This is a genomic window from Nocardia nova NBRC 15556, assembly GCF_001613005.1.
Classification (GTDB): domain Bacteria; phylum Actinomycetota; class Actinomycetes; order Mycobacteriales; family Mycobacteriaceae; genus Nocardia; species Nocardia nova.
The window spans coordinates 1-26453 of sequence record NZ_BDBN01000106.1; the positions used below are offsets into that span (position 1 = coordinate 1).

Here is a 26453-nt window from a genome sequence, read left to right on the forward strand (position 1 = left end):
GGGCGCGCCGGGCGGGTTCGAGTCCGCGGTGCGCGGGTCCGGCGGTGTGGCCGGGGCGGAGTCGGGCGTCTCGGCGCTCATGATCCGAACCACCGGCGAACGCGGTCCACGGAGGAGCCGGCGGCCGGGCGGCCGCCGGTCATGCACGGGCCGATCACCCGTCTGCCGAACGAAACAGCATGCGCCGCGGAGGTTCTCGGGACGGCCGTGACCGATTCGGCGGAATCACGACACGCGACCATCGACTGCACCTTCCTCGGGCGAGTCCGGCCGGCTCGAGCGACCACCGCGGCGTCCCACCGGGAACGCGCCCTGTTCACATGCTTGCGAGTTGTCCACACACGCCGAGACCGATCTTTCCATGCCCGTCGGTTGCGGCGAGGGTGGGACGCATGCGCTGGTTGTCGAGATTTCTTCCGGGAGTGGTGATGATGGCCGTGAGCTGCGGCGGTGCGAGCGCGTCCGCCACGCCCCCGGCCGGATTCGGCTGGCCGCTGCAGCCGCGACCGGCGGTCGTGCGCGGCTTCGACAAACCGCCGCACGACTGGCTACCGGGCCACCGCGGAGTGGATCTCGCCGGCGCCGACGGGCAGCCGGTACTCGCCGCCGGTGCCGGAATCGTCGTCTTCGCGGGTGAGGTGGGTGGCAAACCGGTCGTCTCGGTCGACCATCCGGGCGGACTGCGCACGACCTACGAGCCGGTGCGAGCGGGCGTGCCGGTCGGTCGCCGGGTCGAGCGCGGGGCGGTCCTGGGGACGCTGCAATCCGGACATGCCGGTTGTCCCGGCGTCTGTCTGCATTGGGGTCTGCGGCGTGGCCGTGACTATCTCGACCCGCTCGGCCTGGTGCGCCACGCTCCCGTGCGCCTGAAACCGGTGCGACCGCCGGCGCCCTCGGAGGCCCGCGCCGATCTAGCGAACAGCCTCGGCGGCGGATTCCTCTTCGGACAGTTCACGTTTCCACTGCCGGAACCCCTCCTCGGTGCGCCCGCGCCGCCAGTATCCGGAGATCGAGGCCCAATCGGCCGGCACCCCGCGCTCGGTGCGGACGTAGCGCCGCAGATCGTGCATGACCTTGTCGGCCTCGCCGTGGATGAAGACGTGCACGCGGCCTTCGCGCCAGGGCTCGGCACGGACCGCGGCGGCCAGCGCTTCGCCGGGGGTGCGATCACCACGACGTACCCACGCGAGTTCGACCGCGGCGGGGCGCGGAAAATCCAATTCGTCCGTGGGACCGGCGATTTCGACGAATACCCGGCCGAGGGCATCGGACGGCAGGGCGGCACACGCCGCGGCGATGGCGGGCAGAGCCGCCTCGTCACCGGCCAGCAGATGCCAATCCGCCTCCGGCTTGGGGGAATACGCACCGCCCGGCCCGAAGAGTTCGATGCGGTCGCCCGGTCGAGCCGCGGCCGCCCACGGACCGGCGACCCCCTCGTCACCGTGGTAGACGAAATCGATCGCGATCTCCTCGGCCTCGGGGTCGACGGCACTCACGGTGTAGGTGCGCGTCGTCTCACCGTCCGGGCCGGGGAACAGCAGTTTGACGTAGGCGTCGGTGAATCCGTTGGGATGGAAACCGGTGAAACCCGGGCCGCCCAGATACACCCGGATCATGTGGTCGGTCAGGCGTCGCGTGCGCCTGACCTCGAAGGACAGTTTGGTGCGAGTACGAGCCACAGTGCGATACCTCCGATATTAGGGTTACCTAAGGAAGCGTAGCACGACTTATCTCCGATAGCTCGAAGTATATCGTCGATAATGTCGAGAGGACGATCTCGCTTCGATGCGCCATGTCGCGGCACTGCGCTGCGGGTAAGGATGGTGTTATGGCGAATTCCCCGGCCGCCGAGCCGTTCACCTATCCGGAAGTCGGAGCGACCGCCGGAGAATTCCCGCCCGGCTATCACCACTTCCGGCTGCGCCGTCGCATCGGCAGCGGACGGGCGCTGTTCGAATCCGCCGGCGATCAGATCCTGGCCTACCGCATGCAGCGCGGCACCGGCATTTTCGAACACGCCGATACCCCGGCCGCCGAACCGGGAACAGCTCTGACGGTGCGCCTGGGTATCGCCAGCATCGGCATCACGGCGCCCTGCCGGGTGATCTACGTCGTCGACGAGCCGACCCGCCGCGGCTTCGCCTACGGCACCCTGCCGGGCCACCCGGAAATCGGCGAGGAGCTCTTCGCGGTGGAATACGACCCCGCCGACGAGGCGGTCTACGGCGTCGTGGCCGCCTTCTCGCGGCCCGCCGCCTGGTACACGAAACTCGGCGGCCCTGTGGTCCGTGCGGTGCAGCACTTCATCGCGGGCCGCTACATCGACGCCATCCGGCCATAGACGACTTCCGTTGTCGGCCTCGGCGGGCATGCGCGGCGATCGTCGGATCGGCGATAAGGACGTCACATCGGCGTGCGACACCGCAGTATCTTGCATGACAACGTGTTCGGGCCCGGCGGCTCAGCGGAACACGGCCGCCCTACGGTGGGGACATGGCCACCCTACGACGAGGCCACGGTCGCGCCGCGCCGCTGCCTCGGCGATTCCGCTCCTCAGGCGCGGGGATGGGCTTGGTCGTGCACCCGCTTCAGCCGTTCGATCGAGACGTGGGTGTAGAGCTGGGTGGTCGCCATACTGGCGTGACCGAGCAGTTCCTGGACCACGCGCAGGTCGGCTCCGCCTTCCAGCAGATGGGTCGCGGCGGTGTGGCGCAGGCCGTGCGGACCCATGTCCGGAGCTCCCGGTACGGCCGAAACAACCTCGTGGACAACGGTTCTGGCCTGGCGCTGGTTCAGCCGGCGGCCGCGCCGGCCGAGCAGCAGCGCTCGCCCGGATTCGGTGGTGGCCAGGTGCGGGCGCCCGAAGTTCAGCCAATTCTCCAGTGCCCGATCGGCGGGCAGGCCGAACGGCACCGAGCGCTCCTTGTTGCCCTTGCCCAATACCCGCACCAGCCTCCTGCCCCGGTCCACGTCATCGATGTCGAGTCCGCACAGTTCGCTGACCCGGATTCCGGTGGCGTACAACATCTCCACCACGAGCCGATCCCGCAGGGCCATCGGGTCACGCTGCGCCGCACCGGATTCCGCGGCGTTCATGGCCGCATCGGCCTGATCCTTGCCCAGCACGGCGGGCAGCACCCGGTGTGCACGGGCCGAGCCCAGCCGTGGGCCGGGGTCGGCCGCGAGGCGGCCGGTGTGGGTCAGCCAGGCGGTGAACGTCCGCGCCGCCGAGGCACGCCGCGCCATGGTGGTCCGGGCGGCGCCCCCGGCCGATTGTTCGGCCAGCCACGATCGCAACAGCGGCAGATCGATCTCTCCCACCGCGGCATCGGGCGACCGGGCACACAGATGCTCCAACAGGGATCGCGCATCCCCGAGATAGGCCCGCACCGTGTGCGCGGACCGGTTGCGTCCCAGCAGCAGATGCCGTTCGTACTGCTCGAGCAGATCCACGAGATCGCCCGGTAATCCGTCCATTTCTCCACGTTCACCGGCGCCCGGCCCGCGCGCAAGCCACCGCGCCGACAGCAGTACGGAAGGACCCGCAGATCACCGCGGAGCACGCACGTCGCATTCGCCTTTCACGCCTCCTTTCGCACGGTGCGGAACCAGCCCGAACTGTCCGACCCGACCAGGCCGGCGACCTCGAGGCCAACCAGTGCCGCGCGCACCGCGTGGATGGCGAGGCCGCTCTCGTCGGCGATCTGTTTCGGCAGTCGCGAACCGGCCACCGGCAGTTCGGCGAAGACGGCCGCCTGGTCCCCGGCCAGACCGGCGCCGGCTTCGCTGCTCCCAGGCAGTGACAGTCGCAGCGGTCCGACCTCGTCGTGGATTTCGTCGACCCGACTGACGAGAATCGCTTCGCGGTCGCGGATCATCCGGTGGCAGCCGACCGACGCCGCGGCGGTGATCGGCCCCGGCACCGCGAGGGCCGGACGGCCCAGGCGCCGCGCCCATTTCGCGGTATTGCGCGCGCCGCTGCGCATGCCCGCCTCGATCACCAGCACCCCGTCGGACAGGGCGGCGATCAAGCGGTTCCGAGCCAGGAACCGGTGTTTGTGAGCGGCTGCGCCGGGCGGATATTCGCTCACCACCACACCCGTTTCGGCGATCTCGGCCAGGAGGCGTTCGTGCTGAGCGGGATAGGGCCGGTCGATCCCGCAGGCCAGCACGGCGATCGTGTTGCCGCCGACGGCCAGCGCCGCGCGATGCGCCATCCCGTCGATGCCGAAGGCGGCACCGGACACGATCGTCCAGCCGTGCGCGGCCAGTTCGCCCGCGAGTTCGGCGGTGACCTGTTCGCCGTATCCCGAGGAGCAGCGTGCGCCGACCACGGCGATGGCCTGTTCGGTGTACTGCTGCAGTGACAACGGACCGCGGGCCCACAGCACCAGCGGCACCCCGGCGTCGGCGTCGCGGGCCGGGTCGAGTTGCGTCAGGCCCAGCAGGCGCCACTGCGGCCACTCCGGATCGTCCGGCGTGATCACCCGTCCGCCGATGCGCGCCATCAGCTCGAGATCACGCTCGGCACGGTCGATCTCGCGCCGGCGTTCGGTCGGACCGCGCAGCGATGCGGGCAGATCGCATTCCCGCACCGCACGTGCGGCCTCCACCACGCCGACTCGTGCGATGAGCGCCGACAACGCCGGACACGGGCCCTCCACCACACGGGACAGATAGACCCACGCCAGCCGTTGTTCGTCCGCGTCGACGGTCACCAGGGACGCGACGCCACCACCCGAATCGCCGCCCCCGCCGACGCTGTGACCGGTCACCGCCACACCTCCGCGTCGCCACGGACGCCGCCCGCATGTCGCGGGTGGTGTCGCGGAACCGGACAGGCCCGTATCGCGGTCGTGTCGTCGCCCGACCTGCGAAACACGCTGTGGCTCTCCGGTCGTTCCCGACTCCGAGCGCGCTCGGCGACCACCGTCCCCACGCGGCCCATCGATCGACGGATCATCAATTCCCTCCCTTAACTCCGCATTCGGTCATCCGTACCCACGCCCACGCCCACGCCCACGCCCACGCCCACGCCCACGCCCACGCCCACGCCCATACGATGGGCGCCGACCGGCAACGCTCGACGCTTCAGGACACGCCGCGTTGCCGAAAGTTCAACGCCTGCAGCACGTCCTGCGCCGACGGCACTTCTCCCCCGCGTAGGTCGCAGACGGTCCAGGCGACTCGGATCGCCCGGTCCGCACCCCGGGCGGACATCCGGCCCTGGCGCAGCGCGCTCTCCACCGGCGCCAGCGCATCCGCCGGCAGCCGGAAGCGCTGGCGCAGCACATGTCCCGGTACCTCAGCGTTGACGGTCCACCCGTAGTCGGACCAGCGCCGCGTCGCGGCCCGGCGCGCCAGCTCGACCCGTTCCCGCACGACCACACTGGATTCGGCGTCGGAGGAAGTGAACGTCCCGGCGGCGTGCGCATGCATCTGGACCCAGATGTCGATGCGATCCATGAGCGGGCCTGACAGTTTGCCCAGATACCTGCGGCGGGCCAGCGGTGCACAGATGCAGTCGACGTCGCGGGCCGGAGCGCACGGACACGGATTCGCCGCCAGAATGAGCTGGAATCGCGCCGGGTATCGCGCCACGCCGTCACGACGGGCGATGCGAACCTCGCCCTCCTCCAACGGGGTTCGCAACGCCTCCAGCACCTTGGTGCCGATTTCGGCACATTCGTCGAGGAAGAGGACGCCGCGATGCGCCCGGCTGACGGCACCCGGCCGTGCGGATCCGGAACCACCGCCCACCATCGCCGATACGGAGGTCGAATGGTGCGGTGCCACGAACGGTGCCGTCGTGATGAGCGGATGATCGTCGGACAGCGTCCCGGCCACCGAATGGATGGCGGTGACCTCCAGCGACTCCGATTCCGTCAACGCCGGCAACAGCCCCGGAAGACGTTGCGCCAACATGGTTTTGCCGATGCCGGGCGGGCCGGTCAGCAACAGATGGTGGCCGCCGGCCGCGGCCACCTCCAATGCCCAGCGAGCCTCGTCCTGTCCGACCACCTCGTTGAGATCGCCGATACTTCGCCGCGGGGCGGTGTAGCTACCGTCCGGCGCCGACAGTTCGCCCTCCCCGCGCAACCAGTCGATCAGTGCGCGCAGTGTCGGCGCCCCGAGCACAGTGATCCCGTCCACCAGCCCGGCCTCACCGAGCACCGACTCGGGCACCACGACGGTCCTGCGACCGGCGGTCCGCGCCGCCAGCACGGCGGGAAGAATGCCCCGCACCCGCCGCACCCGGCCGTCGAGGGCCAGTTCGCCGAGCAGGACCGTACCGGCGAGCTTCGACCCGGGCACCGAATCACCGGCGTGCAGCACGGCCGCTGCCAATGCCAGGTCGTACACGCTGCCGACCTTCGGCAACGTGGCGGGCGACAGGGCGAGAACGACGCGGCCGTCGGGCCACTTCTCCCCCGAGTTCGCGACCGCGGCCCGGACCCGGTCCCGCGATTCCTGCAAGGTGGTGTCCGGGCGCCCGACCAGATGGACCGACGGCAATCCCTGCCCGATATCGGCTTCGATCTCGACGAGTTGTCCGTCCACCCCGGTCACGGCCACCGAATGAGCACGTCCCAGGGCCATCAGAACGCCGCCCGGACGTGCTCTATCCGCGCGTCCCGGCCGGGGAGCAGCAGGACCGACACCACATCGAAGCGGACCCGCCGCCACGGTCCGCTCTGTTCGGCGAGCCACAGCAGCGCGAGCCGGCGAATGCGCTGCTGTTTGGCGAAGGTCACCGACTCGGCCGGTGTGCCGAACCCCAGCCCGGAACGGGTCTTGACCTCGACGAAGGCCGTGGTGTCCGCTTCCCGGGCGATGAGATCCAATTCGCCGTAGCGACACCGCCAATTTCGTTCGACGATCCGCATCCCGGCCCCCTGCAGGAACTGCGCGGCCAGTTCTTCTCCGTGGGCGCCGAGCGCCAGATTGTGTGCCACCTGCTCAGCATGCCGTCGGCGAAACTACGGTCCGCCGGTCTCACCTGCGGAAACAGAAAGCCTGTGGATGAACCCCGGGCTGTGGATCACCAGCCGGGCCGGCGACCGATCTCCCCAGGTCGGGCCCGCTCTCGCTACCTGCGCGCTATTCGGGGAGGCGCAGGTCCGGCTTCTCCAGTTCCTCGATGTTCACGTCCTTGAACGTGATCACGCGGACGTGTTTGACGAAGCGGGCGGGCCGATACATATCCCACACCCACGCATCCGACATCCGCACCTCGAAATACACCTCACCGTCGGCGTTCTGCGGGCGCAACTCGACAGAATTGGCCAGATAGAAGCGGCGTTCGGTCTCGACGACGTACGAAAATTGACCGACGATGTCCTTGTACTCGCGATACAGCGAGAGTTCCATCTCGGTTTCGTACTTCTCGAGGTCCTCGGCGCTCATGCCTCGCTCCGCTCGCTCATCGGGTGGAATATCCTCCTCTATCGCCACGAACGCGTGTAGCGTGCTCACATCATCCCGCATGGGCGGTATCGGCAGCCACCCGCCCGGTCTCCGCGGCCTCGGTGCCCCGGACATTGCGCCACGACCGGCGGTGTTCGTCACTGGGCCCGAGCCGCTCCAGCGCGGCCAGATGCTCGGGCGTGTTGTAGCCCTTGTGCGCGGCGAAGCCGTATCCGGGCAGGTCACGGTCCATCGCGACCATGATGCGGTCGCGCGTCACCTTGGCGAGGATGCTGGCCGCGGCGATACAGGCCGCCGCCGCGTCACCACCGATCACCGGCAGCGACGGGACGCTGATACCCGGCACCCGGAAGCCGTCGGTGAGTACGTAGCCGGGCCGCACCTCCAGACCCGCCACCGCCCGGCGCATGCCCTCGATATTGGCGACATGGATGCCGATCGCGTCGATCTCCCACGCGGGAATCACCACGACCTTCCAAGCCAGCGCCCGGCGCACGATCACCGGATACAGCTGCTCGCGCACGGCCTCGGTCAGCTTCTTCGAATCGTCCAGTCCCGCAAGGGAATCGTAGGCCTTGGGCGCGAGCAGACAGGCCGCGACCACGAGCGGACCGGCGCAGCACCCCCGGCCCGCCTCGTCGACACCCGCGACCGGACCGAGACCACTGCGGATCAGCGCCGCTTCCAGCGTGCGCAGGCCACCGGCTCGCCGCATCACCACTCGCGGCGGCCAGTCTCCTGTGCGAACCACCGGCCGGATGATCTTGCCGCCCTTACCGTTGCGCGTCGTGCGTCGCGATGTCTGCGCCACTGCACCTACCGTTCGACTATCCCGTGACTCGATTATCTCGCGCCGCGCGCCTCAGTTCGTCTGCGGATTCTGTGACCGGACCGGGCCGATCCGGCTCGGCGGCCAGATCTTGAACACCGCCTTACCGCGCACTGCGTCGACCGGCACGGTGCCGGAGTACTCGTCGTCGACATGGGCGCGCGAGTCCGCGGATTCGTTGCGGTTGTCGCCCATCACCCACAGATTGCCCTCGGGCACCTTCACCGGGCCGAATTCGCGGCCGCGCGGGTCGATCGACAGCCCGCCGGCCACCTTGGTCGCATAGGCCAGCCCCGGCTGATAGGGGTAGATGTAGTGCGCGTACGGCTCGTCGAGCGGTTTACCGTCGACCATCACCCGGCCCTGCGCATCGCAGCACTGCACGGTCTGACCGCCGGTCGCAATCACGCGCTTGACCAAGTCGTTCTCATCCGGCGGCACCAGTCCGAAGAACGAGAAGAAGTTCTGCACGCCGCGCACGACGACATTGCTGGAGCGGTTGGAGTGGTAGGACTTGTTCCACGAACCGCTCGGGCCGACGAATACCACGACGTCGCCGGGCTTGGGATCACCGAAGTCGTAGCTCAGCTTCTCGACATAGATCCGGTCGCCCGTGCAGCCGGTGCAGCCGTGCAGCGTCGGTTCCATCGACTGTGACGGGATCACATACGGCCGGCCGATGAAATTCACCACCAGCGCCGCGATCACGGCGGCGATGACGATCAGGATCGGCAGTTCCTGCCAGAAGGGCCGCTGCTTCCGCTTGCGCCTGCCGCGCCGACTGCGCGATGCGGACTCGTCTTTGCGTTCGCCACCGGCACGTTTGTCATCGGCTCCGGGCACCGCCACCGACTCGCTTTCGTCTGCCACGCCGAACAGGTTATCCCGCAGCCATGTTCGTCGTCGCCCCGGCGCACCCTGCGTGCCGAGAAGGCGGGCATATCCCGGCCGGTAAAAGGAAAACCCCCGGTCGCGAGGACCGGGGGCGGGCGTGAACGGGCAGAGCCCTGATGTTCAGCGCTTCTCCTTGATCTTGGCGGCCTTGCCGCGCAGATCGCGCAGGTAGTACAGCTTGGCCCGGCGGACGTCACCGCGGGTCACCACATCGATGTGGTCGATGTTGGGGCTGTGTACCGGGAAGGTGCGCTCGACACCCACGCCGAACGACACCTTGCGCACGGTGAAGGTCTCGCGGATGCCGCCGCCCTGGCGGCGGATGACCGCACCCTTGAAGACCTGGATGCGCTCCTTGTTACCTTCGATAACCTTCACGTGCACGTTCACCGTGTCACCCGGGCGGAAGTCCGGGATATCGGTGCGCAGCGACTTTTCGTCGACGAAGTCGAGGGTGTTCATTTCCGTCCTTTGGAAGTTCGCGTGAACAGAGGAACCTGGCGGCAACTGCTCGGCCGGTTCGTGCTCCGGATATTGGGCGGTGCGCCGGGTCGAATGCGCCCAGAGCAACCTGAGCATTGTGCCAGATCAGGCCGCTGCGGGAAAAATCGCCCCCGGGATCCGCGTCGTCCCGGCGTCAATGTCCGGTGTGCTGTGGGTGGGCCGCCGTCAGGTCGCCCGCGTCGGCCGGTCCCGGCGTACCCGCCGGTGGCGGCGCGGCGGCAGGCCCGGTGCGGTCCGGTCCGTCGTGCATGGTGGCCCGCATCGCTCTGGTCCGCAGGTGGGCGGGCGGAGCGGGGACCACGGTACGCGCCAATTCTTGCTCGGCCGCACTGCGGACGTGCGCGACATCGGGTTTGCCGGCGACCAGATCCTGCACGAAGATCTTGGCCCGGATCACCGGCCGCCGGTACCGGCGTTCGCGCACGACCGCCCGGTACATCAGGCGGCGGCGCTCGCCGTAGCGCCAGCGGGCCCACGGCGCACCCGGCCGGCTCAGCCGCAGTGCGCCCACGACCAGCAGCGGCAGGAAGAACATGCCGAACAATCCGGTCCAGATCTTGCCCTTGGCGATGACGATCGCGGCCAGCACCAGATTCACCAGCGCGAAGATGCCGAGGAAACTGCGTCCCGCGACGCTGTTGTCGTGCCGGATGTCGTTGACGTCGAGCAGCCACAGCGGGTGGAAGCCGAGCAACAGCAACCCGGTGACCGCGACCGCGACGAACACCGCATCGACGGAGGTGCGTCCCTGTTCCTCCCAGTACACGTCGCGCAGGTAATAGATCAGCGCGAATTCGTCGAGCACCAGCGCCGCGCCGACACCGAAGGTCGAGGCGAGCGCGGAGATCGTGCCGACCCCGGTGTTGTAGGTCGCGACCAATCCCAGTCCCGAGGCCAGAACCAGCACCACGCCGAACACCATGTGGTGAATGTGCACGTTGCCGGCGCGCAGGTTGCCCGGCCACCAGCGCACCTGCTTGCGAATCATCCGCACACTGAGCCGGATCAACAGGAATCCGACGATGAAGCCGAGCAGGAAGCACAGCAACGGCAGGCGTCCCTCCGCGAGGATCGCGTCGTCGAACCAGCGCCGCACAGCCGTCGTCCCCTCATTCGGAACCGGGGTGTCGGGGTAGTGATGCCCCGCGAGGCCGATCATCGAGACCTGACCCCGCGACTCCATTGTCCCGTACCCGGCCGCCGCAGTCGGGGCAAACCCGAATGCGGCGGCCGCCGAGGCTTACCGCCCGAAACCGGCGCGGCGCAGCGCATCCGCCATCGAGCCCGACGGTTCGGGCGCACCGCGACGCTGCTGATTGCGGCCCTGTCCCTTGTTCTGGCCACCGCCACGGTTCTGTCCGCCGCGATCCTGGCCTCCGCGATCCTGGCCGCCGCGATCCTGGCCGCCGCGGCCCTGATTGCCCTGGCCGCCGCGCGGCTGACCACCCCGGTTCTGCCCGCCGCGCTGGCCCGCGCCGCCCTTCTCGGCTTTGCCCGCGCCGGGCTCGTCGTCCAGACGCAGGCTCAGGCCGATGCGCTGGCGGGCGACGTCGACCTCCAGCACCTTCACCTTCACCACGTCACCGGATTTCACGATCTCGCGGGGATCGCGGACGAACGAATGCGACATGGCCGAGACGTGGACGAGACCGTCCTGATGGACACCCACATCGACGAAGGCGCCGAAGGCGGCCACGTTCGTCACCACACCTTCGAGCACCATGCCGGGTTCGAGGTCGGCGACCTTTTCCACGCCGGCGGCGAATTCCGCGGTCTTGAATTCCGGGCGCGGGTCACGGCCGGGCTTCTCGAGTTCGGCGATGATGTCGGTGACGGTCGGCACACCGAATTTCTCGTCGGTGAATTCGCCCGGCCGCAGTGCCCGCAGGGCCGAGGTGTTGCCGATCAGGCCGGGCACGTCGCGTCCGGTCGCCTCCAGGATCCGGCGCACCACGGGATAGGCCTCGGGGTGCACGGCCGAGGAGTCCAGCGGGTCGTCGCCGCCGCGGATGCGCAGGAAGCCCGCGCACTGCTCGAATGCCTTGGGGCCCAGCCGCGGAACCTCCAGCAGCGCGGTGCGGCTGCGGAACGGGCCGTTCTGATCGCGATGCGCGACAATCGATTCCGCGACCGAGGAGGCGATGCCGGAGACACGAGACAGTAGCGGCACGGAGGCGGTGTTGACGTCGACACCGACCGCGTTCACCGCGTCCTCGACCACCGCGCCCAGCGACCGGGCCAGCAGGGTCTCGGAGACGTCGTGCTGGTACTGGCCGACGCCGATGGACTTCGGCTCGATCTTCACCAGTTCGGCCAGCGGATCCTGCAGCCGCCGCGCGATCGAAACCGCGCCGCGCAGCGAGACGTCCAGTTCCGGCAGTTCCTGCGAGGCGTACGCGGAGGCGGAATACACCGAGGCGCCCGCTTCCGAGACCACGATCTTGGTCGGCTTCCGCGCGCCGGGCGTCGCACCGATCCGCGAAATCAGTTCCACGGCAAGGGCATCGGTCTCCCGGGAAGCGGTGCCGTTGCCGATCGCGATGAGCTCCACGTCGAACCGCGCCACCAGTGCCCCGAGCACCGCCAGCGACTTCTCCGTCTGGCCCTGCGGTTTGTGCGGATAGATCGTCTCGGTGGCCACCACCTTGCCGGTGCCGTCCACCACGGCCACCTTCACGCCGGTGCGGTAGCCCGGGTCCAGGCCCATGGTGGTGCGGGTGCCGGCGGGTGCGGCGAGCAGCAGGTCACGCAGGTTGGCGGCGAAGATGTCGACGGCGTCCTTCTCGGCGGACTGCCGCAACCGCATCCGGATATCGATGCCGAGGCTGACCTGCAGTTTGGTCCGCCACGCCCAGCGCACGGTGTCGAGCAGCCAGGTGTCGGCCGGGCGCCCCTGGTCGGCGATGCCGAACTTGTGCGCGATCCGGCCCTCGTAGATGGTGCGCTGCCCCGGCTCCGGTTCCTCGGTATCGGATTCGGGCGACAGGCTCAGCACGTCTTCCTTCTCGCCGCGCAGCAGCGCCAGGATGCGGTGCGAGGGCAGTTTGGCGAACGGTTCGCTGAACTCGAAGTAGTCGGCGAATTTGGCCCCGGCCTCTTCCTTGCCGGTCCGGACCCGCGAGGTGACCTGGCCGCGCTCCCACATCAATTCGCGCAGTTCACCGACGAGGTCGGCGTCTTCGGCGAATCGCTCGACCAGAATCGCGCGGGCCCCGTCGAGCTGTTCGGCGGTGTAGCCGGACGGATCGGTGGTGGGGTCGCCGATGAGGGCGTCCGCGACCGGTTCGTGTCCGGCCTCGCGGGCGATCTGCGCCTTGGTGCGCCGCTTCGGCTTGTAGGGCAGGTAGATGTCCTCGAGGCGGGCCTTGGTCTCCGCGAGCATGATCTGCTGTTCCAGCGCGGCATCCAACTTGCCCTGTCCGCGAATGGATTCCAGGATCGAGTTCCGGCGCTCGTCGAGTTCGCGCAGGTAGTGCAGCCGCTCCTCCAGTTGCCGCAGCTGCGCGTCGTCGAGCCCGCCGGTCACCTCCTTGCGGTAGCGGGCGATGAACGGCACGGTCGACCCGCCGTCGAGCAGCTCTACGGCGGCACGGACCTGTTCGTCACGGACCGAGAGCTCCTCGGCGATCCGCCTGCCGACACTGGCCAGGCGCACCTTTCCAGGGGCGGCGGCTTCCGTGCCGGTGGTTGCTTCGGTGCTGACGGGTTCGGAGGCTGTCGTCACGCTGGCTGACACTACCGTCGGCCTCCGACAGCGGACCAGGTGGAGCGCCCGGTGCGCACGCAGCCGCACCCGGTGCCGGCGCGCCGCGAACGGAAATGACCGAAAACCGGCTGGCCACAGCCTCGCCGACCTCGTGACTGCGAACGAACTGGGCAACCCCGGCGACCACACATCCGCACCCCGTATGGGCGCGTCGGCCACGTCCTGCACGCGATGCGGCGACACGGCGAATGCGACGCCTCGACCGGTGAAGTCCTGTCGCGCAGAGTTTTCGGCTACTCCGGCGGCAGCAGATCCGGGCGGCGCTCCCGGGTGCGCCGCAGTGACTGTTCACGGCGCCACGCGTCGATGCGCGCGTGATTGCCCGACAGCAGAATCTCGGGCACATCGAGTCCGCGCCAGCTCACCGGCCGGGTGTAGCTGGGACCTTCGAGCAGCCCGTCGGAGAACGAATCCTGTTGGTGGGAGGCCTGATTGCCCAGGACGCCGGGGATCAGGCGCACCACCGCCTCGGCCATCACCAGCACGGCGGCTTCCCCGCCGATCAGGACGTAGTCGCCGATGCTGACCTCTTCCACCCGGACCCGGCGGGCGGCATCGTCGAAGACGCGCTGATCGATCCCCTCGTAGCGGCCGCAGGCGAAGACCAGATGCGATTCGGCGGACCAGCGCTGGGCGGTTTCCTGGGTGAACGGCACTCCGGCCGGGGTCGGCACGACGAGCAACGCCTCGTCCGGGCACACCTCGTCGAGCGCGTCACCCCAGACGACGGGTTTCATGACCATGCCCGGCCCGCCCCCGTAGGGAGCGTCGTCGACCGACTGGTGCACGTCGTGGGTCCAGCGCCGCAGATTGTGCACGCCTAGCTCGACGATGCCCTTCTCGATCGCCTTGCCCAGCAACGCCGTCCGCAGCGGCTCGAGATATTCGGGGAAGATGGTGACGACGTCGATGCGCAGAGCTGACGAGCGCTGCGCGGGATCGTCGGCTCCGGTGCCCATCGCTACTCCTCGTCCAGCAGGCCTTCGGGTGGGTCGATCACGATCAGGCCCTCGGCGACCGACACGGTCGGCACGATCGCGGTCACGAAGGGCACCAGGATTTCCCGGCCGGCACGCCCGCCGGCGCCCGCACCGGCCCGGATCGACAGCAGTTCGCCCGCGGCCGAATGCAGGACCTCGTTCACGGTGCCGATCTCGGTGCCGTCCGCGAGCCGAACGCTCAGACCTTCGAGTTCGTGGTCGTAGAACTCGTCGGGATCCTCCGACGGCGGGAGTTCCGCGGTATCGACGAGAAACAGAGTGCCGCGCAACGCATCCGCGGCGGTACGGTCGCCGACACCCTCGAGACGAACGAGAAGCCGGCCCGAATGCTCTCGGGCCGACTCCACCGTGAATATGTCCACCGCTTCGCTTCTCGGCGCCCGGCCACGCAGGCGGGCGCCGGGAGCGAAGCGGAGTTCGGGTTCGTCGGTACGTACCTCGACCACGAGTTCGCCGCGCACACCGTGCGATTTGGCGACCCGCCCGACTACCAGTTCCATCTACTGATCGGTATCGACCACGTCGACCCGGATACCGCGGCCACCGATGCCGGCGACCAGCGTGCGCAGCGCGGTCGCGGTACGACCGCCGCGGCCGATCACCTTGCCCAGATCATCGGGGTGGACGTGGACCTCGACGGTGCGTCCACGCCGGCTGGTGATCAGATCGACGCGCACGTCGTCCGGATTGGCGACGATGCCGCGCACCAGGTGCTCGACGGCATCGGCGACGACCGCACTCATTACTCGGCAGCCTCGGTCGCGGCCTCGGCCTCACCCTCGGCGGCCTTGGACTTCTTCTTCTTGGGGGTGACGGCCTCGGCGACCGGCTCGCTGTCGGCGGCGGCCAGGGCAGCGTTGAACAGGTCCAGCTTGCTCGGCTTGGCGGCCTTGACCTTCAGGGTGCCCTCGGCGCCCGGCAGGCCCTTGAACTTCTGCCAGTCGCCGGTGATCTCCAGCAGACGCTTGACCGGCTCGGTCGGCTGCGCGCCGACGCCCAGCCAGTACTGCACGCGCTCGGAGTCGACCTCGATCAGCGAGGGCTCTTCCTTCGGGTGGTACTTGCCGACATTCTCGATGGCGCGGCCGTCGCGGCGGGTGCGCGCATCGGCGACGACGATGCGGTACTGGGGGTTGCGGATCTTGCCCAGACGGGTCAGCTTGATCTTGACAGCCATGGCTGTATCAATGCCTTTCGATGGCGGCCGCCCGAGGGCAGCCTGAGTGGTCACGGCGCAATTCAGCAGCCCGCACGGGGTGCGGACCCGGTTTTGCGTTGAGTGTGTGACCGCCGCGCGGTACGTAACCGGAGACGGGCTGACACTGTCCCCGAATACGGAACCGCGAGCGAGTCGCGGTCGTCGACGAGGACGGTCGTTCATTGTGCCAGACGCGCCCGCGCCCGGAGAAATCGCCCCGCATCGAGCGGGCCGTTTCCCCGAGCACGCGCAGGTCGGTGACCAGCGCCGTTGCCGCGCAGTTCGTCGCCCCGACGGCCCTAGCGGTGTCCGGTGACCGGATCCCGGCCCGGGTACACCCGCCCGCGCAGGACGACGTAGGCCGGGGCGTCGAGCGCATCGCGACTCGACCGCGGATCGGTGCGGTAGACGACGAAATCGGCCGGTGCGCCGTCCTCGATACCCGGTCGGCCGAGCCACTCCCGGGCCCGCCACGAGGCCGCGGCCAGCGCCTCGTGCCGCGACAGCCCGGCACCGGCCAGCGCGTCGATCTCGTCGGCGATGCGGCCGTGCCGGATCGAACCGCCGGCGTCGGTGCCGGTGTAGATCGGCACCCCCGCCGCGTGGGCGTCGGCGACGGTGTCGCGGACCCGGCGGTGCAGATCGCGCATATGGGCGGCGTAGACCGGAAATTTGGTCGCACTGTCGGCGATGTCGGGGAAGGTGTCGATATTCACCAGCGTGGGCACCAGAGCGGTGCCGTGTTCGGCCATCATCTCGATGGTGTCGTCGGTGAGTCCGGTGCCGTGCTCGAGGCAGTCGATTCCGGCGTTGATCAACCCTGGTAGCGCGTCTTCACCGAAGACGTGCGCGGTGACGCGGGCTCCCTCCCGGTGCGCGGCGTCGATGGCCTCCTTCAGGATCGCGTCGCTCCACAACGGCCGCAGATCACCGGCGGACCGATCGATCCAGTCGCCCACGATCTTGACCCAGCCGTCGCCGAAGCGGGCCTGTTCGGCAACGATATCGGGCAGGTCGCGCTCGTCGTCCAGTTCGATGCCCAGTTCGCGGATATACCGCTTGGGACGGGCGATGTGGCGGCCGGCCCGGATGATCTTCGGCAGTTCGTGATGATCGTCGATGAAGCGGGTGTCGATGGGGGATCCGGCATCGCGCAGCAGCAGCGCACCCGCGTCGCGTTCCACCTCCGCCTGCGCGATCGCGCCCTCGCGATCCTCGTGCCCGCCGCCGTAGCGAATGCCGACGTGGCAGTGCGCGTCGACCAGCCCCGGCACGATCCACCCTGTGTCACACACGGTTTCGGCGTCACGCACCGGTTCGAAGGAGATCAGCCCGTCGCGGACCCACAGATCGCGCACCTCGTCGCCGGGAAGGACCACCCCACGCAGATGCATCCGCATATCGCTCCTCACCACATCGCCGGAAGCCGATCGCCGCCCGATCCCAACCTACCGGGACTTCCGCGGCGAGGCCGGTCGGCGATAGTCGTCACCTCATTCGCCGACGGGGCGGGCCGCGCGCAGCAGGATGTCGGCGACGGCTCGCGCCTGTCGCGCCACCTCGGGGTCGTCGTGCATCGCGGCCGTGACCATCGCGCCGTTGGCGATGATCAGCAACTGGTCGGCCACGGATTCGGGCAGCGCACACTCGGTCACGAGATCAGCCAGATAGTCACGCACCGCACGCTTGTGCCGGGCGGCGATCCAGCCGACCTCATCGGATGTGCCGCCCAGTTCCCCCACCGTATTGATGAACAGGCAGCCGCGGAAATCGGGCCCGCTGAACCACTCGTACAGGAAGTCGAACACCGCGAGCACCCGCTCCCGGGGAGTGCTCGCGTTGTCGTCGACGTACCGCGCGAGCGCGGTGCGCACGTCGTTGTCGCGCCGCGTCAAGACCGCGTGCACGAGATCGGACTTCGAGGGAAAGTCGCGGTAGAGCCGTTTCAGCGGCACATCCGCGGCATCTCGGATCGCGTCCATACCGACGCCCTGAATTCCGCGTTCGTTGAACAGCCGGTCGGCCGCGTCGAGGACCCGCGCGGCATCCGCTTCACCCTGCACAACCGTCTCCCTTGCGTGAGAACCATCGTTCTCCTATGCTACCGGAGTCCGCCGAGAACGCTCGTTCTCCCGATGACGGATCTTCCGATCGAAAGGAATCACCATGTCCGCCTTCGCCACCCGACAGCACACGACCACGGTCCGTGGACTCGAGGTGTTCTATCGGGAAGCCGGAAATCCGGACCGTCCGACCCTCGTGCTGCTGCACGGCTTCCCGTCCAGCTCGCACATGTTCCGCCACCTCATGTCCGAGCTGTCCGACGAGTTCCACCTCGTGGCGCCGGACTTCATCGGGTTCGGCAACTCGGCCGCGCCGGGCGTCGACGAATTCGACTACAGCTTCGACCAGCTCGCCGACATCACCGAAGAGCTACTCGATCAGCTGGGCGTGCGGCGCTTCTCGCTCTACATCCAGGATTACGGCGCCCCGATCGGGCTGCGGATCGCAAGCCGCAATCCAGAGCGGGTGACGGCGCTGATCTCGCAGAGCGGCAACGCGTACCTCGAAGGCTTCACCCCGTTCTGGGATGTCCTGTTCGCCCATGCGAAGGCCCGGGCAGCCAACGAAGCGGCGGTCCGAGAACTGTTGGAGCCCAAGTGGACTCAATGGCAGTACACCCACGGCGTACCCGCCGACCGGATGGACCGGCTGGCTCCGGAAGCCTGGCAACTCGACCAGGCCAAGCTGGATCGGCCCGGCAACGACGCGATTCAGCTGCAGTTGTTCTGGGATTACCAGTTCAATCTGGACGGGTATCCCGCCTATCAGCAGTACTTCCGCACCCACCAGCCTCCGACCCTCATCACCTGGGGCCGTAACGACGAGGTGTTCGGTGCCGCCGGGGCAGAGGCCTACCTGCGCGATCTCCCGAATGCCGAGCTGCATCTGCTCGACGCCGGACATTTCGCACTGGAGACACACGGCGACGAGATAGCGGCATACATCCGCGACTTCCTCCGGCGCGCACTATGACATCCGGCTCGCCGCGGCGTCACGCCGCGGCGAGTGGAGCGGGTCGATAGGGCTCAGTTCTTGGGGAACTTCAGCTTGGACAGGTCGAAACCCTCCAGGCCCGGCGGCAGTTCGTCCAGCCCCTTGGGCATATTGGACAGATCCGGCATCCCCGCGGCGGGCATCCCCGGCATTCCGCCCGGCATCCCCGGCATGCCCGGGAATCCTCCGCGCATGCCCTTCGGCGGAGTCGGGCCACGTCCGCCCTTCTTGCCCTTCTTCCCCTTCTTGCCCTTGGCGTTTCGCCGCGACCCCGGCAGGCCCATCTGCCGGCCCATCGCAGCCATCATCTTGCGGGCTTCGAAGAAGCGGTCGACCAGCTGGTTCACATCGGAGACGGTGACGCCGGAACCGTTGGCGATGCGCAGGCGGCGAGAGGCGTTGATGATCTTGGGGTTGGCCCGCTCGGCGGGGGTCATACCGCGGATGATGGCCTGCACCCGGTCGAGCTGTTTGTCGTCGACCTGGGCCAGCACATCCTTCATCTGGCCGGCGCCCGGCAGCATGCCGAGCAGGTTGCCGATCGGGCCCATCTTGCGGATGGCCAGCATCTGGTCGAGGAAGTCCTCGAGGGTGAGCTCGCCGGAGCCGATCTTGCGGGCGGCCTCCTCGGCCTGCTGCTGGTCGTAGACCTGTTCGGCCTGTTCGATCAGGGTGAGCAGATCGCCCATGCCGAGAATGCGGCTCGACATGCGGTCGGGGTGGAAGACGTCGAAATCCTCGAGCTTCTCACCGGTCGAGGCGAACAGGATCGGGACGCCGGTGACCTCGCGGACCGACAGCGCGGCGCCACCGCGGGCGTCACCGTCGAGCTTGGTGAGCACGACACCGGTGAAACCGACACCGTCGCGGAAGGCCTCCGCCGTGCTGACCGCGTCCTGGCCGATCATGGCGTCGAGGACGAACAGCGTCTCGTCCGGGTGCACCGCGTCGCGAATGCCGGCGGCCTGGCGCATCAACTCCTCGTCGATACCGAGGCGGCCCGCGGTGTCGACGATGACGATGTCGTAGTGCTTCTGCTTCGCTTCCTCGACACCGGCCTCGGCGACGCGGATCGGGTCGGCGGCGGTGACGCCCAGGGCGTTGTCGCCGCCACCGATCGAGGTGCCCGGATGCGGGGCGAACACCGGCACACCGGCTCGTTCGCCGACCACCTGCAGCTGGGTGACGGCACCCGGCCGCTGCAGGTCACAGGCCACCAGCAAAGGCGTATGCCCTTGGCCCTTCAGCCATTTCGCGAGCTTGCCCGCGAGTGTGGTCTTACCGGCACCCTGCAGACCGGCGAGCATGACGACCGTGGGCGGGTTCTTCGCGAACTGCAGGCGCCGGGTCTCGCCACCGAGGATGCCGATCAATTCCTCGTTGACGATCTTCACGACCTGCTGCGCGGGGTTCAGCGCGGCCGACACCTCGGCGCCCTTGGCGCGTTCCTTGACGCGGGCGATGAACTCCCGCACGACCGGCAGCGCCACGTCCGCCTCGAGCAGGGCGAGCCGGATCTCGCGCGCGGTCGCGTCGATATCGGCCGGTGACAGACGCCCCTTGCCACGCAGATCCTTCAGGGCACCGGTCAACCGGTCGGAAAGGGATTCGAACACCGATCGCGCTCCTGGTCTCGTCGAGGGACGTCACTCGGGTTACCAGGGTACGGGCAACTCCGCGATCGGTGGATTCGCCCTAGTCGAAGCCCCGCCGCCGGCCGGGCGGCGGGCTCGTCACCGGCCTGCGGTCAGGACAGCGCGCTGTGCCGCGGCCGCGGGGCCCGGCTGAAGTCGTGCTGTTCGTAGGCCACCAGATAGACGGCCTCGCGGCCGGTCAGACCCAGTGGCAGTGCCATGGCGTCCAGGGTCGCCCAGTCGGCGTCACCGGGTGCACCGTCGACGAGCGCGCCGGCCAGCTTCATGGCCGCCACCGCCTGCCCGCCGGTCAGCGTGCGGCCCGGAAGCCAGGACACCACCCAGTGGTCGCCGCCGACACAGCGAGCGATGTGGTGGGTCGAATCGCTGGTGATCATGGATGAGGACACGACTTCGTTTGCCATCGACCTGCTCCCCTCAACGCACCCAACTCGCCGGACAGGTACAGCAACAGCTCGAACAGCTTGCGATCACGATCAACTTCACGATCTACACCAGATCGTAGAGTGGCGGACATCACATCCAGCAGAGGTTGCCGCAACGATCTGGTTACCGCGTTACGGACCAAACGACCAGGTTGCCCCGATAACCGGGCGAAGGTTGGTAAACCTAACCGGCACCCGTGGCGGTGTCCGTTTCGCTCGGTTTCTTCGGCTCCTGATGCGGGACGACCCCCAGCAGTGCCGCCTCGATGGCACCGCGACGCTGCGGGGTGTCGTCCTCGCCCAGACCGAGGCCGAACGAGTCGACCACCACCGAGCCCATCGTGTCGGCCTTCGCCCACCGCACATCCGCGCCCTGGGCGGCCAATGCCGCGGCCAACCGGCTGAGCAGGCCGATGCGGTCCTCGGCACGCAGTTCGAGCACCAACTCACCGGGCCGGTCGACCTCGATCCAGATCACCCTCGGCTCGGCCTGGGCGTACGGACTGGTTCGAGCCGCCGCGTCGCGCTCCTTGTCCGCGAGCACGGAGGCCAGCTTCAGATCGCCGTTGATCGCGCGGATCAGCTCCTGGCGCAACAGTCCGGCGTCGGGCGGATTGCCGAAGGTCGGTGTCACCACGAAGGTGTCGATCGCGGTGTCACCCGAGGCCGCCAGCGTCGCGGACAGCACCCGCAGGGAATGCAGGGCGAGCACCCCGGCCGCCTCCGAGAGCAGGCCGGGAGTATCGGGGGCGACGACCGTCACGTGGTGAATGTAGCGTCCGTCGCCGGGAGTCAGTTCCACGTGCACGCCACCGGCCGCGGCCCTGTCCAGCACGGCCGCGTCGACCACCGCCGGCGTCGGCGAAACCCGTTGTGGTGCGGGCTCTCCCGCCATCGCGGCATGGCCGCGGCGCACCAGTTCCGCGATCAGGGAGGCCTTCCACTCCCCCCACACGCCCGGGCCGGTCGCCAGCGAATCGGCCTCGGCGAGGGTGTGCAGCAGCTCCAGCAACTGCCGGTCACCGCCCAGCGCCTCGACCACACCGGCGGCGGTCGCCGGATCGTCGAGATCGCGCCGGGTCGCGGTCTGCGGCAACAGCAGATGATGCCGCACGATCGTCGCCAGGCTGTGGACATCGTCGGGCCACAGGCCCAGCCGCTGACCGATCCGATCGGCCAGTTCGGCACCCACCACACTGTGATCCTCGGTGCGGCCCTTGCCGATATCGTGCAGCAACGCTCCGAGCAGCAGCAGGTCCGGCCGGGCGACCCGGGTGCTCAGCGCACCGGCGTAGGCGACGGTCTCGACCAGGTGGCGGTCGACGGTCCAGGTGTGCACGGCATCGCGGGGCGGCAGATCGCGCACTGCCCCCCATTCCGGAAACAGCCTGCCCCACAAGCCGGTTCGATCCAGGGCCTCGACCGCGTCGATGGTGCCTCGGCCGGCGCCGAGCAGCACCAGCAGATCGTTGAGCGCCTCCCGCGGCCACGGCTCGCGCAGTTCGGGGGCATCCTCGGAGAGGCGGTTGAGGGTGGTCGCCGACATCGGCAGGCCGGTGCGCGCCGAGGCGGCGGCGACCCGCAGGATCAGGCCGGGATCGCGCTGCGGCCGGGCGTCACGGGCCAGCACCACCTCACCGGCATGTTCGACCACGCCCTCGTCGAGCGGGCGGCGCACGGGCAGGCGCCGCAATCGGGCCAGACCGCGGCGCGGCAGCGCGTTGGCCGCGGTGCGCAGGCCGACGTCGACCGAATAGACGACCGTGCGCGCCGCATCGCTGAGCGTGCGCGCCAGATCGAATCGATCGCCGATGCGCAGGGCGGCGCCGATTTCGTCCGCGTCCTGGGCGCGCAGCTGATCACGGGAACGCCCGGCCACCCGGTGCAGTTCGGTACGCACGTCGAGCAACCGGCGATGGGCGGCCTCGAGACCACCGCCGGGAACGTCGGGTCCCAGGCCGGGCATGGCGTCGGTCAGCTGGGCGATGGCCAGCGCGTCGAGCAGCTGGATATCGCGCAAACCGCCGCGCCCGTTCTTGAGGTCCGGTTCGGCCCGGTGCGCGATCTCACCGTTGCGCTTCCACCGCGCCTGCGTCTGCTCCACCAATTCGCCGAAGCGGGAACGGATTCCGGTCCGCCATTCGCGGCGCACGCCACCGATGAGCAGATTGCTCAACTCCGCGTCGCCGACGATGTGGCGGGCATCGAGCATGCCCAGCGCGGCGGTGAGATCGTCGGCAGCCACCCGCAGCGCCTGCGGCACGGTCCGCACGCTGTGGTCGAGCTTGATGTGGGCGTCCCACAGCGGATACCAGAGCCGGTCGGCCACCTCGGCGACCCGCGCCGGGTCCACGTCGTCGTGCAGCAGCATCAGATCCAGATCGGAATACGGCAGCATCTCGCGCCGTCCCAGTCCGCCGACCGCCACCACGGCCAGCCCGCTGTCGGCGGTGATGCCCAGCTCCGCGCCCTTCGTGGTCAACCACAGCTCGTGCAGGTCGACCAGCGCCTGCCGCAGCGCCTCGGCGCTCAGCCTGGGCCGCCGGGCATCACCACCGTCGAGCAGTTGATCTCGTGCGGCCACCAGATCCTTGGCGCCCTGGGACAATTCGTCTGCACTCATACCCGCAACCACCACCCGTTCATGCGGGCAGCCCCGTCCCCGGCCGGTGCCAGGGAGCGGGGCTGCCCGAATCGTTCATCTCCTATAGTGCGTCGGCACCGCGTTCACCGGTTCGGACCCGGATCACCGATTCGACGGGGGTCACCCAGACCTTGCCGTCACCGATCTTTCCGGTGCGCGCGGCCTCGACGATCACCTCGACGACCTTCTCGACCGAGGCGTCGTCCACGACGACCTCGACCCGGACCTTCGGCACGAAATCGACCGAGTACTCCGCTCCGCGGTAAACCTCGGTGTGCCCCTTCTGGCGGCCGTACCCCTGGACTTCGCTGACCGTCATTCCCAGCACACCGGCCTGCTCGAGCCCGGACTTGACGTCCTCGAGTGTGAACGGTTTGACGATTGCAGTGATCAGTTTCATTGCGTCATGCCTCCTTGACGGCGGTACGTGCCGTGCCACCCACAGCAGCGAAATCGTATGACGTCTCCGCGTGCTCCGACTCGTCCATACCCTTGAACTCGTCTTCCTCGGAAGCACGAATGCCGATCGTGTACTTGATGATCAGACCCAGAATCAGCGAGACGACGAAGGAGAACGCCAGCACGGTGAAGGCACCGACGGCCTGCTTGCCGAGCTGGTCGAAACCACCGCCGTAGAACAAGCCCTTCGCGCCGCCGGAGGCCGCGCCCGATTCCGGGGCGAGGAACAGACCGATCAGCAGCGTACCGACCACACCGCCGACCAGGTGCACACCGACCACGTCGAGCGAGTCGTCGAAGCCGAGCTTGAACTTCAGGCCGACCGCCAGCGCGCACAGCACACCAGCCACCGCGCCGATCACCAGCGCGCCCAGCACGTTCACAGACGAGCAGGACGGGGTGATCGCGACCAGACCCGCGACGATGCCCGAGGCGGCGCCGAGGCTGGTGGGCTTGCCGTCGCGGAACTTCTCCACGACCAGCCAGCCGAGCATCGCGGCGCAGGTGGCGAAGGTAGTGGTCAGGAAGGTGGAACCGGCCAGGCCGTTGGAGCTCACCGAGGAACCGGCGTTGAAGCCGAACCAGCCGAACCACAGCAGACCGGCGCCGAGCATGACGAAGGGCAGGTTGTGCGGGCGCATCGGCGTCTTCGGCCAGCCCTTGCGCTTGCCGAGCACCAGGCACAGCGCCAGGCCCGCGGCACCGGCGTTGATGTGCACCGCGGTACCACCGGCGAAGTCGATGGCCTGCAGCTTGTTCGCGATCCAGCCGCCGTGGTGGACGATGTTGCCCGCGGCGTCCTTGACGTCGAAGTCGAAGACCCAGTGCGCGACCGGGAAGTAGACGATGGTCGACCACGCGATCGCGAAGACCACCCACGCGCGGAACTTCATGCGGTCGGCGACCGCACCCGAGATCAGGGCCACGGTGATGATGGCGAACATCAGCTGGAAGGCCACGAACACCGTCATCGGGATGGTGCCGGCCAGCGGAATGTTCACCTGATCCACCGCGGACGCACCGGTCGACGGGTCGGCCGGGCTGGCCTTGACGGCGTTGGTGCCGATCAGGCCCTTGAGCCCGAAGAACTGGGCAGGGTTGCCGATCAGGCCTAGTTTGTTGTCACCGAATGCCTCGGAAAAGCCGTAGAGCGACCACAGCACGCCGACTATGCCCATCGCGCTGATGCTCATCATGATCATGTTGAGCACGTTCTTCGAGCGGACCATGCCGCCGTAGAAGAACGCCAGTCCCGGGGTCATCAACAAAACGAGCGCGGAGCTCGCCAGCATCCACGCGGTGTCGCCGGTGTCGGGCACACCGAGCAAGGGATACGCCACCTTGTTCCTCCTCATCTCGGGCCCGGCCGAACTGCGGCAAACGAGCCTGCACAGAAGGGTCGCGATCGGGTGTTTCATCCGTGCCGCCGCGATGTTTCGCATGCGTGAACGGATCCGCTTCCCGTGTTGCTACCAGGTTTCGGCACGCACACAGCGCATGTCGGCGCACTGTGAGGACCGTGTCGAAATGAGGAGGAACTGCCGTTTTGCTTCTCGCCGCTACCCGAGGAGGGCGTCGACGAATGCGGACGGTTCGAAGGGAGCCAGATCGTCGGCGCCTTCGCCGAGGCCGACCAGTTTCACCGGCACACCGAGCTCATGCTGCACCTGGAAGACGATGCCGCCCTTGGCGGTGCCGTCGAGTTTGGTGAGCACCACGCCGGTGATGTCGACGACCTCCGCGAAGACCCGGGCCTGGGTGAGCCCGTTCTGCCCGACGGTCGCGTCGAGCACGAGCAGGACCTCGTCGACGGCGGCCTTCTTCTCCACCACGCGCTTGACCTTGCCCAGCTCGTCCATCAGACCGGTCTTGGTGTGCAGCCGGCCCGCGGTGTCGACCAGGACCGCGTCGACCCCCTCCTCGATACCGGCGCTGACCGCGTCGAAGGCCACCGATGCCGGATCCGCGCCCTCGCGGCCGCGCACGGTGTCGGCGCCGACCCGTTCGCCCCAGGTCTGGAGCTGGTCGGCGGCGGCGGCGCGGAAGGTGTCGGCGGCGCCGAGCAGCACGCGACGGCCGTCGGCGACGAGCACGCGCGCCAATTTGCCGGTGGTGGTGGTCTTACCGGTGCCGTTCACGCCGACGACCAGCAGAATCGACGGATGGTCGGCATGCGGCAGCGCCCGGATCGAACGATCCAGGTCCGGGCGCAGGGCCTCGATCAGCACATCCCGCAGCACCTGCCGGGCCTGTTCGGAGGTGCGCACGCTGCGCGCGGCCAACTCCTCGCGCAGTCGCTCGACCACGGTCGTCGTGACCGAGGTGCCGAGGTCGGCCATGACCAGGGTGTCCTCGATCTCTTCCCACGAGTCCTCGTCGAGGTCGCCACCGCCGAGCAGACCGAGCAGACTCTTGCCGACCGCGTTCTGCGACCGTGACAGCCGCCCGCGCAGGCGGGTGAGGCGCCCGGCGGTGGGTTCGATCTCCTCGACCGCGGCGGGCTCGGGCACCGGGGCCGTGGGTGTCGGTGCGGTGGGCGTCGGCGCGGTCGGGGCGGGTGCGGTCGGGGCCGAATCCGCCGGAGCGGTCTCGG

General features: G+C 68.7%; 25 protein-coding genes and 1 pseudogene. 3 read left to right on the forward strand and 23 right to left on the reverse strand.

Annotation, left to right across the window (positions count from 1 at the left end; all coding sequences use genetic code 11):
- Nucleotides 1–428: 428 nt before the first annotated feature.
- Nucleotides 429–881 (forward strand): annotated as a pseudogene (locus NN2_RS37505) (M23 family metallopeptidase); the annotation flags it as partial.
- 30 nt (nucleotides 882–911) lie between these two features.
- Here the strand turns inward: NN2_RS37505 and NN2_RS37510 are convergent.
- Nucleotides 912–1679 carry a siderophore-interacting protein gene (locus NN2_RS37510; RefSeq protein WP_063018377.1) on the reverse strand — a complete coding sequence of 256 codons (768 nt, stop codon included), beginning with the start codon at nucleotides 1677–1679 and terminating at the stop codon, nucleotides 912–914.
- A 149-nt stretch (nucleotides 1680–1828) separates the two neighbouring features.
- Here NN2_RS37510 and NN2_RS31285 point away from each other — a divergent pair, with 149 nt between their 5' ends.
- Entirely contained in the window at nucleotides 1829–2341 is a 513-nt protein-coding gene (locus tag NN2_RS31285) for a DUF1990 domain-containing protein (protein ID WP_063018379.1), read from the forward strand.
- Nucleotides 2342–2553: 212 nt separating this feature from the next.
- Here NN2_RS31285 and NN2_RS31290 read toward each other — a convergent pair whose 3' ends face one another.
- The 16 genes from NN2_RS31290 to NN2_RS31365 all read right to left on the reverse strand — a co-directional run bounded on the left by NN2_RS31290 (nucleotide 2554) and on the right by NN2_RS31365 (nucleotide 17683).
- Entirely contained in the window at nucleotides 2554–3477 is a 924-nt protein-coding gene (locus tag NN2_RS31290) for a tyrosine recombinase XerC (RefSeq protein WP_063018381.1), read from the reverse strand.
- A 104-nt stretch (nucleotides 3478–3581) separates the two neighbouring features.
- Nucleotides 3582–4718 carry a DNA-processing protein DprA gene (gene dprA / locus NN2_RS31295; protein WP_063018397.1) on the reverse strand — a complete coding sequence of 379 codons (1137 nt, stop codon included), beginning with the start codon at nucleotides 4716–4718 and terminating at the stop codon, nucleotides 3582–3584.
- 373 nt (nucleotides 4719–5091) lie between these two features.
- Nucleotides 5092–6600: a YifB family Mg chelatase-like AAA ATPase gene (locus tag NN2_RS31300; protein WP_063018383.1), complete on the reverse strand. Its 1509-nt coding sequence runs from the start codon at nucleotides 6598–6600 to the stop codon at nucleotides 5092–5094.
- Nucleotides 6600–6956: a YraN family protein gene (locus NN2_RS31305; protein WP_063018385.1), complete on the reverse strand. Its 357-nt coding sequence runs from the start codon at nucleotides 6954–6956 to the stop codon at nucleotides 6600–6602. The genes NN2_RS31300 and NN2_RS31305 overlap by 1 nt, the downstream gene beginning before the upstream one ends.
- 145 nt (nucleotides 6957–7101) lie before the next feature.
- Nucleotides 7102–7407, reverse strand: a complete 306-nt coding sequence (locus NN2_RS31310; RefSeq protein ID WP_011210678.1) for a DUF2469 domain-containing protein — start codon at nucleotides 7405–7407, stop codon at nucleotides 7102–7104.
- 70 nt (nucleotides 7408–7477) lie between these two features.
- Nucleotides 7478–8179 (reverse strand): ribonuclease HII, encoded by a 702-nt coding sequence (locus NN2_RS31315; protein ID WP_255401827.1) that lies wholly within the window; start codon nucleotides 8177–8179, stop codon nucleotides 7478–7480.
- A 111-nt stretch (nucleotides 8180–8290) separates the two neighbouring features.
- Nucleotides 8291–9127: a signal peptidase I gene (gene lepB, locus NN2_RS31320; RefSeq protein WP_169812472.1), complete on the reverse strand. Its 837-nt coding sequence runs from the start codon at nucleotides 9125–9127 to the stop codon at nucleotides 8291–8293.
- 144 nt (nucleotides 9128–9271) lie between these two features.
- Nucleotides 9272–9613, reverse strand: a complete 342-nt coding sequence (gene rplS / locus NN2_RS31325; RefSeq protein WP_030513071.1) for a 50S ribosomal protein L19 — start codon at nucleotides 9611–9613, stop codon at nucleotides 9272–9274.
- Nucleotides 9614–9788: 175 nt separating this feature from the next.
- Entirely contained in the window at nucleotides 9789–10751 is a 963-nt protein-coding gene (locus NN2_RS31330; RefSeq protein WP_082857414.1) for a hypothetical protein, read from the reverse strand.
- A gap of 144 nt (nucleotides 10752–10895) precedes the next feature.
- Nucleotides 10896–13379: a Tex family protein gene (locus NN2_RS31335; protein WP_082857413.1), complete on the reverse strand. Its 2484-nt coding sequence runs from the start codon at nucleotides 13377–13379 to the stop codon at nucleotides 10896–10898.
- 275 nt (nucleotides 13380–13654) lie between these two features.
- Complete coding sequence (gene trmD / locus NN2_RS31340; RefSeq protein WP_030513068.1) at nucleotides 13655–14338, reverse strand: tRNA (guanosine(37)-N1)-methyltransferase TrmD; 684 nt, start codon at nucleotides 14336–14338, stop codon at nucleotides 13655–13657.
- 44 nt (nucleotides 14339–14382) lie between these two features.
- Nucleotides 14383–14922 (reverse strand): ribosome maturation factor RimM, encoded by a 540-nt coding sequence (gene rimM / locus NN2_RS31345; protein WP_063018387.1) that lies wholly within the window; start codon nucleotides 14920–14922, stop codon nucleotides 14383–14385.
- Nucleotides 14923–15165, reverse strand: a complete 243-nt coding sequence (locus tag NN2_RS31350) for an RNA-binding protein (protein WP_036503663.1) — start codon at nucleotides 15163–15165, stop codon at nucleotides 14923–14925.
- Nucleotides 15165–15599 (reverse strand): 30S ribosomal protein S16, encoded by a 435-nt coding sequence (rpsP, locus tag NN2_RS31355; protein ID WP_030513065.1) that lies wholly within the window; start codon nucleotides 15597–15599, stop codon nucleotides 15165–15167. The genes NN2_RS31350 and rpsP overlap by 1 nt, the downstream gene beginning before the upstream one ends.
- Nucleotides 15600–15919: 320 nt before the next feature.
- Entirely contained in the window at nucleotides 15920–17014 is a 1095-nt protein-coding gene (locus NN2_RS31360) for an amidohydrolase family protein (RefSeq protein ID WP_063018405.1), read from the reverse strand.
- A 99-nt stretch (nucleotides 17015–17113) separates the two neighbouring features.
- Nucleotides 17114–17683, reverse strand: a complete 570-nt coding sequence (locus NN2_RS31365) for a TetR/AcrR family transcriptional regulator (RefSeq protein ID WP_063018389.1) — start codon at nucleotides 17681–17683, stop codon at nucleotides 17114–17116.
- Between the two features lie 103 nt (nucleotides 17684–17786).
- Between NN2_RS31365 and NN2_RS31370 the strand changes: the two genes are divergently transcribed.
- The gene (locus tag NN2_RS31370; RefSeq protein ID WP_063018391.1) at nucleotides 17787–18656 is read left to right on the forward strand and encodes an alpha/beta fold hydrolase; all 870 of its coding nucleotides are present in this window, start codon (nucleotides 17787–17789) and stop codon (nucleotides 18654–18656) included.
- Between the two features lie 53 nt (nucleotides 18657–18709).
- On the opposite strand, the gene ffh is transcribed toward NN2_RS31370, so the two are convergent.
- The 6 genes from ffh to ftsY all read right to left on the reverse strand — a co-directional run.
- Nucleotides 18710–20293 (reverse strand): signal recognition particle protein, encoded by a 1584-nt coding sequence (gene ffh / locus NN2_RS31375; RefSeq protein ID WP_030513061.1) that lies wholly within the window; start codon nucleotides 20291–20293, stop codon nucleotides 18710–18712.
- A gap of 131 nt (nucleotides 20294–20424) precedes the next feature.
- The gene (locus tag NN2_RS31380) at nucleotides 20425–20736 is read right to left on the reverse strand and encodes a hypothetical protein (protein ID WP_063018393.1); all 312 of its coding nucleotides are present in this window, start codon (nucleotides 20734–20736) and stop codon (nucleotides 20425–20427) included.
- A gap of 205 nt (nucleotides 20737–20941) precedes the next feature.
- Nucleotides 20942–23380, reverse strand: a complete 2439-nt coding sequence (locus NN2_RS31385) for a [protein-PII] uridylyltransferase (protein WP_082857415.1) — start codon at nucleotides 23378–23380, stop codon at nucleotides 20942–20944.
- 82 nt (nucleotides 23381–23462) lie between these two features.
- Nucleotides 23463–23801 (reverse strand): P-II family nitrogen regulator, encoded by a 339-nt coding sequence (locus tag NN2_RS31390; RefSeq protein ID WP_030513058.1) that lies wholly within the window; start codon nucleotides 23799–23801, stop codon nucleotides 23463–23465.
- Nucleotides 23802–23805: 4 nt separating this feature from the next.
- On the reverse strand, nucleotides 23806–25215 hold the full coding sequence (locus NN2_RS31395; RefSeq protein ID WP_030513057.1) for an ammonium transporter: 1410 nt from the start codon (nucleotides 25213–25215) through the stop codon (nucleotides 23806–23808).
- A 204-nt stretch (nucleotides 25216–25419) separates the two neighbouring features.
- Nucleotides 25420–26453 (reverse strand): signal recognition particle-docking protein FtsY (gene ftsY, locus NN2_RS31400; RefSeq protein WP_063018407.1); only part of this gene is annotated, 1034 nt, incomplete at its 5' end.